Genomic DNA, 13,070 nt, shown 5'->3' with positions numbered 1-13,070 from the left:
GGCTAGAGGAGTGCTTGTGATCGTCGCCCCCGGTCAGGGGTCCCAGACGCCCGGTTTCCTCACGCCATGGCTGGAGGAGCCGTCGTTCGCCGCCCGAATCGACTGGCTGTCGGCCGTCGCCGGGCTGGACCTCGCCCACTACGGCACCGAGGCCGACGCCGACACGATCCGCGACACCGCCATCGCCCAGCCGCTGCTGGTCGCGTCCGGCCTGGTCGCGGCGCTCGCGCTGTTCCCGCACCCGGCCGACGGGTTCGCGACGGTGGGCGCGGCGGCCGGGCACAGCGTCGGTGAGATCACCGCGGCGGCCGCCGTCCGCGTCATCACCGCCGAGCAGGCCATGGTGTTCGTCCGCGAGCGCGGCCGGGGCATGGCCGAGGCTGCCGCGAAGGAGTCCACCGGTATGACCGCCGTCCTCGGCGGCGACCCCGACGACGTCCTGGCCACGCTGGAACGGCACGGCCTCACCCCGGCCAACGTCAACGGCGCCGGTCAGGTCGTCGCCGCCGGCACCGTCGCCCAGCTCGAGGCGCTGGCCGGCGACCCGCCGCAGGGGGCCCGGCTCCGCGCGCTCTCCGTCGCCGGCGCGTTCCACACGACGCACATGGCCGGCGCGGTGAAGCGGCTGCGGCACTACGCGCAGTCGATCAGCACGCACGACCCGCGCACAGTGCTGCTGTCCAACCGCGACGGCCAGGTCGTCCATGACGGCCGCCAGGTGCTGGACCGGCTGGTCGACCAGGTGTCCAGCCCGGTCCGCTGGGACCTGTGCATGCAGACGATGGCCGACCTCGGCGTCACCGGGCTGCTGGAGGTGCCGCCGGCCGGCACGCTGACGGGCCTGGCCAAGCGCGCGCTGCCCGGCGTCGAGACGTTCGCGCTGAAGACGCCTGACCAGCTCGACGACGCCCGCGCGTTCGTCGAGAAGCACGGCGTGCACACCAACCCGCTGCCCACGAACCCGACCTGGCGGCTCATCGTCGCGCCGATCAAGGGTACGTTCGCGGTTGCGACGTCGGGTGACCGGCTGGCCGCCGGCGACGCCGTCGGCACAGTCAGCTCGCTGCGCGACTCCGTGCAGGTCACGGCCGGGCACGGCGGCACCATCATCGAATGGCTGGTCGAGGACGGCGACCCGGTCGCACCCGGCCAGCCGTTGGTCCGGCTGCATCCCGAGGCGGTGGCGTGAGCATGAGCGGTGTCACGATCCAGGCAGAGCGGCAGCCGCGCGCGTCGCGGATTCTCGGCATCGGCGGCTACCGGCCCAGCCGAGTGGTCACGAACGCCGAGATCATCGAGAACATCGACTCCTCCGACGAGTGGATCCGCACCCGCTCCGGCATCGAGAGCCGGCGCTGGGCCAACGACGACGAGACCGTCATCTCGATGAGCGTCGCCGCGGCGCAGAAGGCGCTGGCCGACGCCGGCGTCCAGCCCGAGCAGGTCGACTGCGTCATCGTCTCCACCGTCACGCACCTCTACCAGACGCCGTCCGCGGCCGCCGAGATCGCACACAAGCTGGGCACCAACCGGGCCGCCGCATTCGACATCTCCGCCGCCTGCGCCGGGTTCTGCTACGGCCTGTCGCTGGCCTCTGACATGGTCCGCGTCGGCACCGCCGGCCACGTCGTCGTCATCGGCGTCGAGCGGCTGTCCGACCTCACCGACAAGACGGACCGGTCGACGGCGTTCCTGTTCGCCGACGGCGCCGGCGCGGCCGTCGTCGGGCCGGCCGGCGGTGCCGCCGAGGCCGGCATCGGCCCGGTGGTGTGGGGCTCCGACGGCCAGCACCTGGACCACATCAAGCAGAAGGAGAACTGGCGCGACGCCCTGTACAGCGAGACCGGTCCGGAGATGCCGCACCTGGTCATGCAGGGCAATCCGGTGTTCCGGTGGGCGTCGTACGAGATGGCGAAGGTGGCGCAGGAGGCGCTGGACGCCGCCGGCGTCACCGTCGACGACCTGGACGTGTTCGTGCCGCACCAGGCCAACATGCGCATCACCGACGCGATGGCCCGTCAGCTCAAGCTGCCCGAGCGGGTCGCCATCGGCCGCGACATCGCCACCCAGGGCAACACGTCGGCGGCGTCGATCCCGCTGGCCATCGAGCGGATGCTCGAGACCGGCGAGGCGCAGAGCGGCGACCTCGCCCTCATCATCGGCTTCGGCGCCGGGCTGGTCTACGCCGGCCAGGTGATCCGGATCCCCTGACGCAGCCCCACGTGCCCGCCCGACGCCGTGCGGCCACCTACGATCGTCACCGACCACGAATCGGTCACGAGCACCATCCCATCCAACGAGGAGAACGACAGACATGGCCAGCACCGAGGAGATCCGCGAGGGTCTTGCCGAGATCGTCAACGAGATCACCGGCGTTCCCGCCGAGGACGTGCAGCTCGACAAGTCCTTCACCGACGACCTCGACATCGACTCGCTGTCGATGGTCGAGGTGGTCGTCGCCGCCGAGGAGAAGTTCGGCGTGAAGATCCCCGACGAGGAGGTCAAGAACCTGGCCACCGTCGGCGACGCCGTCACGTTCATCGAGAAGGCAGGGTCCTGAACTCATGACACGTTCCCAGGCACGAGTTGTCGTCACCGGGCTCGGCGCCACCACGCCCGTCGGGGGCGACGTTGCGTCGACCTGGGAGTCCCTGCTCGCCGGGCGTTCCGGCGTACGCAAGCTGACCCAGGAGTGGGTCGCGGACCTGCCGGTGCAGATCGGTGCGCCGGCCGCCGTCGACCCCTCCGAGGTCCTCCCCCGCGTCGAGGCGCGGCGGCTGGACCGCTCGGCCCAGTTCGCCATCATCTGCGCCCGCGAGGCGTGGGCCGACGCCGGGTTCTCCGGCAAGGCGAGCGAGGCGGGGCTGGACCCGGAGCGCGTCGGCGTCGTGTGCGCGTCCGGGATCGGCGGGCTCACCACCCTGCTGTCCAACTACGACCTGCTGCGCGACTCCGGCCCGCGCCGGGTGTCGCCGCTGGCGATCCCCATGCTGATGCCGAACAGCCCGTCGGCGAACGTCAGCATCGAGCTGCAGGCGCAGGCCGGCGCGCACACGCCCGTCAGCGCGTGCTCGTCCGGCGCCGAGGCGCTCGCCTACGCCGTCGACATGATCCGGCTCGGCCGGGCCGACGTCGTCGTCGCAGGCGGCACCGAGGCGGTCATCTCGCCGCTGCCGATCGCCGCGTTCGCGAACATGATGGCGTTGTCCAAGCGCTCCGACGACCCCACCGCCGTCAGCCGGCCGTTCGACAAGAACCGCGACGGGTTCGTCCTCGGTGAGGGCGGCGCGCTGATGGTGCTGGAGTCCGCCGAGCACGCCGAGGCCCGCGGGGCGCGGGTGTACGCGGAGATCGCCGGCGCCGGCATGAGCGCCGACGCCCACCACATCGCCCAGCCAGAGCCGACCGGCCGCGGCGTCGTGACGGCGATCCGCAAGGCGCTCGCCGACGCCGATCTCACGCCGGACGACATCGCGCACGTGAACTGCCACGCGACCTCGACCCCGGCCGGCGACATCGCCGAGTCGGTGGCGTTGAACGCCGTCTTCGGCGACCGGACGCCGTCCATCCCGGTGACCGCGCCGAAGTCGATGATCGGGCACCTGCTCGGCGGCGCCGGCGCCGTCGAGTCGCTGGCCACGGTGCTCACGCTGCACCACGGCCTGGTCCCGCCCACGGCGAACGTCGACGACGTCGACGACGACATCAACCTCGACATCGTCCGCACCACCCCGAGGAAGCTCGACGACGGTCCGCTGGCCGCGCTGAACGACTCGTTCGGGTTCGGCGGCCACAACGTCGTCCTCGCCTTCAGGAGGACCTGATGACGGCTCTGGCAGATCGTGCGGCATCGTCCAGTTCTGCCAGCCCGGCGGCTCGGGTGCCGCGGGATCAGGACCCGCGGCACCCTCGGCACCGGCTCACCGCTCTCTTCGACGACGGTTCGCTCGAGCTGATCAGCGCCGACGATCTCAGCGGCATGCTCGCCGCCGTCGGCACGGTGCACGGGACGCCGGCCGTCGCCTTCTGCTCCGACGCGACCGTCATGGGCGGCGCGATGGGCGCGGACGGCTGCCGGGTCGTCGTCGACGCGTACGAGCGGGCGCTGGCCGACGGCGTGCCGATCATCGGGCTGTGGCACTCCGGCGGCGCCCGGCTGCCCGAAGGCGTGCTCTCCCTGCACGCCGTCGGCCAGATCTTCGCCGTCATGACCCGCGCTTCGGGCCGGATCCCGCAGCTGTCCGTTGTTCTTGGCCCGGCCGCCGGCGGCGGCGCCTACGGGCCGGCGCTCACCGACATCGTCATCATGGGCCCGGAGGGGCGGGTCTTCGTGACCGGCCCCGAGGTCGTCCGCTCCGTCACCGGCGAGGACGTCGACATGCTGCGCCTGGGCGGCCCGGAGCCGCACGGCCGCCGCTCCGGCGTCGTCCACGTCGTCACGAGCACCGAGCGGGAGGCGCTGGACCGGGCCCGGTCGCTGGCCGCGCTGCTCGGTGCGCAGGGCACGCTGGCTCTTGATGCTGTCGCCGACCGCGACCTCGGCGCGCATCTGCCGGAGTCGGCGAAGCGCGCCTATGACGTCCACCCCATCGTCACTGACCTGCTCGACGACGACACCGGCGTCGAGCTGCATCCGCGGTGGGCGCCGAACATCACGACCACGCTGGGCCGGTTCGGCGGCCGCACCGTCGGCGTCGTCGCGAACAACCCGCTGCGCCTCGGCGGCTGCCTCGACTCCGCCTCGGCCGAGAAGGCGGCCCGGTTCGTCCGCATGTGCGACGCGTTCGGGGTGCCGCTGCTCGTCGTGGTCGACGTGCCCGGCTACCTGCCCGGCGTCGGCCAGGAGTGGGACGGCGTCGTGCGGCGGGGTGCGAAGCTGCTGCACGCGTTCGCCGAGGCGACCGTGCCGAGGGTGACGCTGGTGACCCGCAAGGTCTACGGCGGCGCGTACATCGCGATGAACTCGCGTGCCCTCGGCGCGACCCGGGTGTTCGCATGGCCGACCGCCGAGGTCGCCGTCATGGGCGCCGTCGCCGCCGTCCGCATCCTGCACCGCCGCAAGCTGGCCGACGTCGCGCCCGACGTGCGCCCGCAGGTCGAGGCCGAGTTGGCCGAGGAGCACGCCCGCATCGCCGGCGGACTCGACCGCGCCCAGGACATCGGCGTCGTCGACGAGATCGTCTCGCCGTCGCAGACCCGGACGGCTCTCGCTCGCGCGATCGCCGCCGCGCCACAGCGTCGCGGCACGCACGGGAACATCCCGTTGTAGCCCGGACTCCCGCCTCGCCAGGGCCGTCTGGCGGGGCGGGAGTTCGCTCGTCCGGACCCCGTACACACGGAGCGCCCCGGACCTGTCGGTCCGGGGCGCTGCTACGTGGTGAGGCCGCTGTATTTCCCGGTCACCGGGCCGGGGACAACCACCGGAGCCGGAGCGGCCACGTCTTGAAGTGTGTTACTAGACCGTGACCATACCGAGGACTTGGCCTCTTGTGAAGGCCCTGTCGCGGATGATTTTCCGATCGTCCGCGAACGTCCCGTTCGGCCCGCTCAGACGACCTGGTGCAGCCACCGCACAGGTGCGCCGTCGCCCGCATAGCGGAACGGCTCCAGCTCCTCGTCCCACGGCGCGCCGAGCAGCCGGCGCAGCTCCTCCTCGAGGTCGACCTCGCCCAGCGCCGCCTTGACGACGGCCGCCTTGATGCGGTCCTCGGGGATCATGATGTCGCCGTGGACGCCGGTCACCGCGTGGAAGACGCCGAGCTCCGGGGTGTAGGAGTAGCGGGCGCCTTCGCAGCCGGGGCTGGGCTCCTCGGTCACCTCGAAGCGCAGGTGCATCCAGCCGCGCAGTGCGGACGCGATCTTGGCGCCGGTGCCGGACGCGCCCTGCCAGGACAGCTCGGCACGGTACATGCCGGGCGCTGCGGGTTGCGCGCTCCACTCCAGCTTTACGCGCACGCCAAGAGCGCCGGCCACTGCCCACTCGATGTGCGGGCACAAGGCCGACGTAGCGGCGTGGACGTACAGAACGCCACGAGTCGTCACCGGATCCTCCTGCGGTTCGAGGGACGCCTTCCCCTGCGACCTCGTTCCGTGCAGGTGAACCTGCGACGGCTCCATTGTGCACGACTAACCGCTCGGTCGCCACGTTGCCCCGCGGCAACCCGCCCGGCGTGTCTCGGCGCACCCCAGCGCGTGCCGGCGTGTCTCGGCGTGCCTTAGCGTGCGCCGACGTGTTTCGGAGCGTGCGCCGACGTGTTTCGGCGCGCGGCTCCGCACTGGGAGGCGCTGCACCAGGCCCGGCAGCACGGGGGCGTCCGAGGTCCGGCCTCGACGCGCGGCCGGCTGGGCGAGGGCGCGCTCTCGGTCGCGGTCGCGACGCGATCGAGGACACGAACCTGGTGCGACTCCGGCGCCGTCGGCAACGACAGGCCCACCTCGGTCCCGCGACGCCCCGGCACGAGGCAGGGCTGAGCCCACCGCCGCGCCGTCCAGGTCGCCGGGTGCCGCGCCGTCCAGGTCGCCGGGTGCCGCGCCGTCCAGGTCGCCGGGTGCCGCGCCGTCCAGGTCGCCGGGTGCCGCGCCGTCCAGGTCGCCGGGTGCCGCGCCGTCCAGGTCGCCGGGTGCCGCGCCGTCCGGGTCGCCGGGTGCCGCGCCGTCCAGGTCGCCGGGTGCCGCGCCGTCCAGGTCGCCGGGTGCCGCGCCGTCCAGGTCGCCGGGTGCCGCGCCGTCCGGGTCGCCGGGTGCCGCGCCGTCCGGGTCGCCGGGTGCCGCGCCGTCCGGGTCGCCGGGTGCCGCGCCGTCCGGGTCGCCGGGTGCCGCGCCGTCCGGGTCGCCGGGTGCCGCGCCGTCCAGGTCGCCGGGTGCCGCGCCGTCCGGTCGCCGGCCGTCCGGCATCCTCCAACCGTCCCGAACCCTCCAGTCGAGCATCACCCGTATTCAGTTAGCCCGTCGTCTCGATCCGCACCTCCTCTCCCCCGAAGGAGCGCCGAATGACGTCGGCGTCGGCGCGGGCGGACTCGGTCTCGGTCCAGCCCGGCGGCAGTGCGCCGAACGCCGTCGCGGTGAGGATGAGCCGGCCGCGCTCACGCCGCCGGCGCCAGGTGCCGGCGATCTCGCCGTCCCACAGCACGATGCCGGGGTTGGCCGAGGCCGCCCAGACCTGGCGCCGTTGACCCGCGTCCGGAAGGAGGAACTCGCGATCGGCGAGTTCGGTGAGCGGGTCGTAGGGACCGAGCAGCCGCAGCTCGTCCGGCGCGGGCGGGTCCTCGAACAACGGCACGTCGGCGGCGAGGACGAAGCCACCGCGGCCGTCGACCTCGACGTCGGCAAGGTCGCCCGCCGCGAGTGCCCACCAGCGCTTCGCGGCCGCCGGGGTGAGCGACAGCCACGTGGCCAGGTGCGCCGGCCGCACCGGACCGGCGGCGTGCACGAACCGGCGGACGAGCTCCGCCCGGGCCTCGTCCGGCGAGACCGGCGCCGCCGCGGCACCCGGCGAGCGCACGAACCGGAACAGCTTCGGCGACTCGACCTCGATGACGAGACCCGCCTGCAGCGTCGCGTACCGGAACAGCGCGTCCTGCACATGGTGAACACCGCAACCACGGCACCACGGCGCCAGCCGGGCCGACACCCGCGGCGACGCCGCACCGGACAACTCGCCCTTGGTGCGCGGCGTCCCGTCGGCCATCACCTCGCGCATGACGGCGGCCACCGAGTCGAGCGACGCGCCGAAGGCGGCGCCGATCTCGGCGCCGAACGGGCCGATCGCCTGCCTGGCGAGGTCGGCGCCGTCGTCGATGCGCAGGGCGGCGGCCAGCAGCCCGAGATCGGACGGTTCATGCAGATGTGTGGCGGCGCGCGCCGAATGCACCAGAACGCCCGCCGCCGCATCGGGGCCAGCCCGCCGCAAGGCCGTCGCGAGCCGCGCCGTCACGCCCGTCGGATGATCCTGCACGCCGCTGACCAGCACCGATCCAGGCGCCGACAGCCCACCGACGGCGGCCCGGTAGGCCAGCACCTGCGCGCGCGTGATCATGGCCTCACCATGCCACGCACCACCGACAGCCGAGAATGCCATCCATAGTCTGTCGACCCATAGTGCCCAGGCCCCGACCGTGGACGAGTGTCGACGACCGAGGAGTACGCCCGCGGCCTCCGCGAGGCGTTCGCTGCCCGGCTACAGGAGCTGCGCGACGCCGCCGTGCCTGAGCTGAGCCAGGAAGCTTTGGCCATCGCCGCCGGGCTGGATCGATCGTACGTCGGGATGCTGGAGCGCGCCGAACGCACCCCGTCGATCTTCGTCGTGCACCTGCTGGCAGGAGCGCTCGGGCGCCCGGCCCGCGACCTGCTGCCCGATCATCCGCCGCCCGTTCTGCCCACAGTGCCTGATTGATCGGCGCGCCCGAGTCCGGCGAACCGGATCATGCTACTCATAGTCTGTAGATCTTGCGAGGGGCGACCCGCAGCGTAGACGGGTGCCCCAGCCTCCCGACGACGAGCGCCGCGCGTTGAGCGCGTTCGGCAATCGCGTGAGGGAGCTCAGGCGTGAGCTGGGACTCAGCCAGGAGGACCTCGCCGACCGCGCCAACCTCCATCGCACCTACGTCGGCTCGATCGAGCGAGGCGAACGCAACGTGGCCCTGCTGAACATCCACCGGCTGGCCCGCGCTCTCGGTGTCACCGCCCGCGATCTGCTGTGACGCCGAGGGGCTATCCATAGTCTGTCGACGAAACGATCATCATGCCCCGACGGTGAGGGGATGCCCGCACACGACGACGTCAAGGCGCGCAAGGCCGAGTTCCTCATGGCCTTCGGCGAGAAGGCGCGCGCCCAGCGCAACGTGCTCGGCCTGACGCAGCGGCAGCTGGACGCTCGCATGGGCTACCGCGGCAAGTTCTCCGGCGGCGTCGAACGCGGCGCCCGCAACCTGACGCTGGACAACCTCTACCTGCTGGCCGGGGCGCTGCAGGTCGACCCGGGCGACCTGCTCGCGGAGGGCTGACGCGCTCAGCGCCAGTCCAGCCGGGCCCAGCGGTCCACGCTGCCGTGCCGGGCGTCGGCCAGCCCGGCGCCGCGCAGGTCGGCGACGTGGACGCCGTCGACGAGCCGGAAGCCGAGCCGCTCCAGGACCGCCGTCCGCCGCGCCTGCAGCCGCTCGGCCACCCGCTCGCGGGCGGCCCTGCCGAGGCCGGTCGCACCCGGCTGTCCGGCGCCGGACCACGCGCCGCCGGATGGACGTCCAGCTCCCGCGTGCCGCCCGCCGAGGTCCGGCCGGACGGACGGCGGCCACGACCCGGACAGCAGACCAGCCGGCGGCGCGACCCGGAACGCAGCCAGCCGGGCCTGCGGCTGGAACGCGGCGAGCGCGCCGGCCAGCAGCCCGGGGCCGAGCCCGTGGCCGCGCCACTCCGGCATCAGCTCGTACCGGCGGACGACGACCACCCGCGGCGGCCCGTCGCTCACCCACTCCAGGCCGGCCCGGAGCCCGCCGTCGTCGCCGGTCACCGCGTCGAGGAAGGCCGGCGCCCAGTCGCCCAGCACGACCGCGTCCAGCGCGGCCCGCTCGCGGCGCAGGTCGGCGACGGTGACGGACAGCTCGGCGACGCGACGCAGTCCGGGCGGGCACACGTCCAGCTCGGACACGTCGGCCGTCACCTCCCACGCCTCCGGGCGATGCTCGTCGTCGCCCTGCCACCAGGCGCGGCGATGCAGCACGGTCAGCTCGACGGACATCGGGTTGGCCGGCGGGACGCTCGGCGCCGTCGCGGAGCCGCCCCTCACTGGCTCGGGTCGCTGTAGGGACCCCACCGTTCGAGCGGCTCGAAGCTCGCGTCGGTGAGGGTCGGGTTGCGCAGGTCCACGACGTACACGCCGCGCCACAGGTAGAAGCCGATGCGTTCGAGCAGCGCGCCCAGCCGCAGGCAGGTGAGCTCGGCCTCGACCCGGCCCGCGCTGACCGCGTAGAAGTCGGCCGGCGAGAACCGGCACACCGCGAGCCGCGCCGTGGTGGCGAACCGTTCCAGCGCCGCCGCGATCAGCGGACCGGCGAGGCCGAAGCCCCGCCAGGCCGGCGCCAGCTCGAACCGGCGCAGGATCACCATGCGCGGCAGGCCGTCGCTGATCTGCTGGTCCAGCTCGGGCAGCAGCGTGCCCGCCGAGAGGTCGATGACGGTCTCGGCGATGAACTCCAGCGCCCACTCCCCCAGCTCGATGCTGTCGAGGAGGTTGCGGTCGCCGTTGAGGTCGGCGACCGCGATGGAGAAGTCGGCGACGTGACGGTGCTCGGGCGGGCACATGTCCAGGCTCCACACGTCGGCGGAGACCTGCCAGTGCTCGGGAAGGTCGTCCTCCTCGACCGTCTGCCACCACAACATCCGATGCGTCACGCTCAGCTCGATCGACATCGGGTTCGCGGGAAGGTCAGCCATGTCCGGGTCACCTCGCTCGCATGACGTGGTTCGCAGGCGGGTAGTCCGGCTGGCCGGGGTCACAGCCGAGAGGTCGGGTCACGAGCAGCGTCAAACATCGCCCACCTCGCCGGAGACGGACGAGCGGGCTGCTGCCCTCGATCAACCATTGTCCTCCGGTGCGGACTATCTGCAACCCGAGCCTCCTCTCGCATTCACGCCTCACTCGTCCACTGCGCGGATACACGTTGCGTGTATCCAGAAGGCAATATTGCTACTCATAGTCTGTCGACTCGAAGTCTGCCACAAGCCGGCTCGATTGGCGCGGCGGGGCGATTCCGGCTACCGGCGCACAATGCAGCGAGCGCGGCGACGCCGGATGGGCATCGTGGATCGGCGGCTCGCCCTCCGCGCGTGACAGGCGAACGGCCACGGACGGGGGTTTTATTCGCCGAAACGCAGGCTCCACGTGGCAAATCACGCTACGATCGCCGTAGAGCTCACTCCCAGGGGGCCGTTCGCAGGGCAGTCTGCGATGGGATCGAGGCGTTGGATCAGCAGCGCGCCGGCGTCGGGTGACGTCCCGCAAAACTGGCCCCTGGTCAACGATCTTGATTCCGGTATCTTCTGAAACTGCAGGTTCAGATCAAGAAACCCTTGGAGGTGGCGTCATGCCACGCAGACGGCCCGCAGGCCGTAATCCGAACGTCGAACACGAATCCGACGAGCCCATCGACATCCACGGCGCGCCCGACCCGGCCACCGCCACCCCCGAACAAGCCCGCCAGTACAACAACCGCTCGGTCGAGCGCGTCGTCTCGATGCTCAACGTGCTCCAGGAGTCGCCGGAGCCGATGTCGCTGGTCGAGATCCACCGCTCCATCCGCATGGCCAAGGCCACCGCGTTCCGCTACCTGTGGACGCTGGAGAAGCACCGCTATGTCGAGCGCGACGGCGATGGCCGGTACCGGCTCGGGCTCGGCTTCGTCGGCATGCAGTCGCGCGAGCTCGAGGTGCTGCAGGACCGCGCTCGTCCATGGCTGGAGCGGCTGCGCGACGAGACCGGCGAGACCACGAACCTGGGTGTGCTCGACGGCACCACCGTCCGCTACGTCGAGGTCGCGGAGAGTCCGCGACCGGTGCGCATGGTCAGTGTCCGCGGCACCCGCGACCCGCTCTACTGCACGTCGCTGGGCAAGGCCATCCTCGCCCAGCTGGACGACGAGCAGGTCACCGAGCTTCTCGAGCAGATCGATCTCAAGCCACGCACCGGCCACACGATCACCTCTTCCGACCAGTTCCTCGCCGAGCTCGCCGAGGTCCGGCGCCAGGGCTACGCGCTCGACGACCGGGAGAACGAGGAGGACGGCCGCTGCGTCGCGGTCGCGATCCTCGGCACCCGGCTGCCGGCCGCGCTCAGCGTCAGCGCGCCGTCCAGCCGGTTCGCGATGGACGACGTTCCGGCGGTCGCCGCCCGGCTGGGCGAGGTCGCCACCCTTCTGGCCGGCGATCCCGGTCACCGGACCGAGGGCTGACCCGGACCGCCCGTGGTGCAGGGGCGGGCGGCCCGGGCCGGCGGCCGGCCGCCCCCACGGATAGGACGAGCCACGGACGATGGTGACCACGGTTCAGCCGCGCCTGCTGGTCCACTGCCGCGCGGAGGTCGGCGAGGGCCCCGTCTACGACCCCGGGTCCGCCGCGCTCTACTGGGTCGACATCCCTGCCGGTCGCCTGTGGCGCTGGGACCGCGGCAGCCGCGAGGTCTCGTACCGCGATATCGGTGAGCCGCTGGGCAGCGTGGCGCTGATCGAGGGCGGCGGGTTCCTGCTCGCCGCCCGCAGCGGCATCCTGGTGCTGCCTGGCTGGCACGACGCCCCTGCGCTCTGGCAGCCCCTGGAACCCGATCGCGCCACCCAGTGCAACGACGGCAAGTGCGATCCCGCCGGCCGGTTCGTCGTCGGCACCGCCGCGCACGACCCGCGGCTGACCGGCACCCTGTTCCGGGTCGACCCCGACGGCGCCACGACGGCGCTGGCCGGCGGCATCGGCATGTCCAACGGCCTGGGCTGGAGCCCGGACGGCCGCTGGTTCTACCACGTCGACACACTCGCCCAGACGGTCCACCGGTACCACTGGGACGCCGCGACCGGCACGCCGTCGGACCCGGAGACCTTCATCGAGGTCCCGGCCGCCGACGGGCTGCCCGACGGCCTCACCGTCGACGCCGAGGGCTGCCTCTGGCTGGCCGTCTGGGGCGCCGGCGAGGTGCGCCGCTACACCCCGGACGGCCGGTTGCTGGGCGCGGTCACGGTGCCGACGCCGAACGTGTCCAGCTGCGCGTTCGGCGGGCCGCACCACAACGAGCTGTACGTCACGACGGCGGCCGTGGCGGCGCCGCAGGACGGCCGCGCGGGCCGGCTGGCCGGCGACCTGTTCGTCGTCACCACGCCCGTGCAGGGCCAGCCGCACACCCCGTTCCCGCGGCACGGCATCCCGCACCGTCTCCTCGCACGACGCCCGTACGAGCAGCCCTAGATGTACCCGGCCATCAGGTTGGTAGCAGGCGGCTGATCGGTGGGCGTCCTCCGAGTGCGCTGTGGCGGCGTTCAGTGTTGTAGTGCTCGAGCCAGGGTGCAAGTGCGGCGGTGCGTTCGTCGTTTGTG

Annotated in this window: 16 protein-coding genes; 10 read left to right on the top strand and 6 right to left on the bottom strand. The window is 72.7% G+C overall.

Annotated features, from left to right (window positions below; all coding sequences use genetic code 11):
* Positions 1-10: 10 nt before the first annotated feature.
* The 5 genes from C1I92_RS14380 (at position 11) to C1I92_RS14360 (ending at position 5,269) form a co-directional block, all read left to right on the top strand.
* Positions 11-1,189: an acyltransferase domain-containing protein gene (locus tag C1I92_RS14380; protein WP_111255347.1), complete on the top strand. Its 1,179-nt coding sequence runs from the start codon at positions 11-13 to the stop codon at positions 1,187-1,189.
* Positions 1,190-1,191: 2 nt separating this feature from the next.
* Entirely contained in the window at positions 1,192-2,211 is a 1,020-nt protein-coding gene (locus C1I92_RS14375) for a beta-ketoacyl-ACP synthase III (RefSeq protein ID WP_111255346.1), read from the top strand.
* Between the two features lie 103 nt (positions 2,212-2,314).
* Positions 2,315-2,560, top strand: coding sequence for an acyl carrier protein (locus C1I92_RS14370; RefSeq protein ID WP_111255345.1), 246 nt, complete (start codon positions 2,315-2,317; stop codon positions 2,558-2,560).
* 4 nt (positions 2,561-2,564) lie between these two features.
* Positions 2,565-3,824, top strand: a complete 1,260-nt coding sequence (gene fabF, locus C1I92_RS14365) for a beta-ketoacyl-ACP synthase II (RefSeq protein WP_111255344.1) — start codon at positions 2,565-2,567, stop codon at positions 3,822-3,824.
* Complete coding sequence (locus C1I92_RS14360) at positions 3,824-5,269, top strand: carboxyl transferase domain-containing protein (RefSeq protein WP_111255343.1); 1,446 nt, start codon at positions 3,824-3,826, stop codon at positions 5,267-5,269. Before fabF ends, C1I92_RS14360 begins: the two co-directional genes overlap by 1 nt.
* A gap of 278 nt (positions 5,270-5,547) precedes the next feature.
* Here the strand turns inward: C1I92_RS14360 and C1I92_RS14355 are convergent, their stop codons facing one another.
* The 3 genes from C1I92_RS14355 to C1I92_RS14345 form a co-directional block, all read right to left on the bottom strand.
* Positions 5,548-6,042, bottom strand: coding sequence for a DUF3145 domain-containing protein (locus C1I92_RS14355; protein WP_199521228.1), 495 nt, complete (start codon positions 6,040-6,042; stop codon positions 5,548-5,550).
* An 84-nt stretch (positions 6,043-6,126) separates the two neighbouring features.
* A complete protein-coding gene (locus C1I92_RS33830) occupies positions 6,127-6,894 on the bottom strand; it encodes a hypothetical protein (RefSeq protein WP_111255341.1) in 768 nt (255 codons plus the stop codon).
* A 46-nt stretch (positions 6,895-6,940) separates the two neighbouring features.
* Positions 6,941-8,035, bottom strand: a complete 1,095-nt coding sequence (locus C1I92_RS14345) for a winged helix DNA-binding domain-containing protein (protein ID WP_158564132.1) — start codon at positions 8,033-8,035, stop codon at positions 6,941-6,943.
* Positions 8,036-8,122: 87 nt separating this feature from the next.
* Between C1I92_RS14345 and C1I92_RS14340 the strand changes: the two genes are divergently transcribed.
* From C1I92_RS14340 to C1I92_RS14330, 3 genes are all read left to right on the top strand, one after another.
* The gene (locus C1I92_RS14340; RefSeq protein WP_111255339.1) at positions 8,123-8,392 is read left to right on the top strand and encodes a helix-turn-helix domain-containing protein; all 270 of its coding nucleotides are present in this window, start codon (positions 8,123-8,125) and stop codon (positions 8,390-8,392) included.
* A gap of 82 nt (positions 8,393-8,474) precedes the next feature.
* A complete protein-coding gene (locus tag C1I92_RS14335) occupies positions 8,475-8,699 on the top strand; it encodes a helix-turn-helix transcriptional regulator (protein WP_233507001.1) in 225 nt (74 codons plus the stop codon).
* Between the two features lie 60 nt (positions 8,700-8,759).
* Complete coding sequence (locus C1I92_RS14330) at positions 8,760-9,002, top strand: helix-turn-helix domain-containing protein (RefSeq protein WP_199521227.1); 243 nt, start codon at positions 8,760-8,762, stop codon at positions 9,000-9,002.
* Between the two features lie 5 nt (positions 9,003-9,007).
* On the opposite strand, the gene C1I92_RS14325 is transcribed toward C1I92_RS14330, so the two are convergent.
* Both C1I92_RS14325 and C1I92_RS14320 read right to left on the bottom strand, forming a co-directional pair.
* Positions 9,008-9,781 (bottom strand): hypothetical protein, encoded by a 774-nt coding sequence (locus tag C1I92_RS14325; protein ID WP_111255337.1) that lies wholly within the window; start codon positions 9,779-9,781, stop codon positions 9,008-9,010.
* Complete coding sequence (locus C1I92_RS14320; RefSeq protein ID WP_146605142.1) at positions 9,778-10,428, bottom strand: hypothetical protein; 651 nt, start codon at positions 10,426-10,428, stop codon at positions 9,778-9,780. Before C1I92_RS14320 ends, C1I92_RS14325 begins: the two co-directional genes overlap by 4 nt.
* A 650-nt stretch (positions 10,429-11,078) precedes the next feature.
* Between C1I92_RS14320 and C1I92_RS14315 the strand changes: the two genes are divergently transcribed.
* Together C1I92_RS14315 and C1I92_RS14310 are read left to right on the top strand one after the other, a co-directional pair.
* The gene (locus C1I92_RS14315; RefSeq protein WP_111255335.1) at positions 11,079-11,942 is read left to right on the top strand and encodes an IclR family transcriptional regulator; all 864 of its coding nucleotides are present in this window, start codon (positions 11,079-11,081) and stop codon (positions 11,940-11,942) included.
* Positions 11,943-12,021: 79 nt separating this feature from the next.
* A complete protein-coding gene (locus C1I92_RS14310; protein ID WP_111255334.1) occupies positions 12,022-12,942 on the top strand; it encodes an SMP-30/gluconolactonase/LRE family protein in 921 nt (306 codons plus the stop codon).
* A 13-nt stretch (positions 12,943-12,955) separates the two neighbouring features.
* On the opposite strand, the gene C1I92_RS14305 is transcribed toward C1I92_RS14310, so the two are convergent.
* The coding region (locus tag C1I92_RS14305) for an integrase core domain-containing protein (RefSeq protein WP_146605141.1) at positions 12,956-13,070 on the bottom strand (115 nt) is incomplete at its 5' end.

Source organism: Jiangella anatolica, from assembly GCF_003236295.1.
GTDB classification, from domain to species: Bacteria; Actinomycetota; Actinomycetes; order Jiangellales; family Jiangellaceae; genus Jiangella; species Jiangella anatolica.
This window is presented reverse-complemented; position numbering and strand designations above follow the sequence as displayed.

What these genes read in the sequence shown, in the direction of transcription:
- C1I92_RS14345 (WP_158564132.1), bottom strand. Translation starts at nt 8,035, where the DNA reads ATGATCACGCGCGCGCAGGTGCTGGCCTACCGGGCCGCCGTCGGTGGG.
- C1I92_RS14310 (WP_111255334.1), top strand. Translation starts at nt 12,022, where the DNA reads ATGGTGACCACGGTTCAGCCGCGCCTGCTGGTCCACTGCCGCGCGGAG.
- C1I92_RS14360 (WP_111255343.1), top strand. Translation starts at nt 3,824, where the DNA reads ATGACGGCTCTGGCAGATCGTGCGGCATCGTCCAGTTCTGCCAGCCCG.
- fabF (WP_111255344.1), top strand. Translation starts at nt 2,565, where the DNA reads ATGACACGTTCCCAGGCACGAGTTGTCGTCACCGGGCTCGGCGCCACC.
- C1I92_RS14370 (WP_111255345.1), top strand. Translation starts at nt 2,315, where the DNA reads ATGGCCAGCACCGAGGAGATCCGCGAGGGTCTTGCCGAGATCGTCAAC.
- C1I92_RS14320 (WP_146605142.1), bottom strand. Translation starts at nt 10,428, where the DNA reads ATGGCTGACCTTCCCGCGAACCCGATGTCGATCGAGCTGAGCGTGACG.
- C1I92_RS14330 (WP_199521227.1), top strand. Translation starts at nt 8,760, where the DNA reads ATGCCCGCACACGACGACGTCAAGGCGCGCAAGGCCGAGTTCCTCATG.
- C1I92_RS14315 (WP_111255335.1), top strand. Translation starts at nt 11,079, where the DNA reads ATGCCACGCAGACGGCCCGCAGGCCGTAATCCGAACGTCGAACACGAA.
- C1I92_RS14375 (WP_111255346.1), top strand. Translation starts at nt 1,192, where the DNA reads ATGAGCGGTGTCACGATCCAGGCAGAGCGGCAGCCGCGCGCGTCGCGG.
- C1I92_RS33830 (WP_111255341.1), bottom strand. Translation starts at nt 6,894, where the DNA reads ATGCCGGACGGCCGGCGACCGGACGGCGCGGCACCCGGCGACCTGGAC.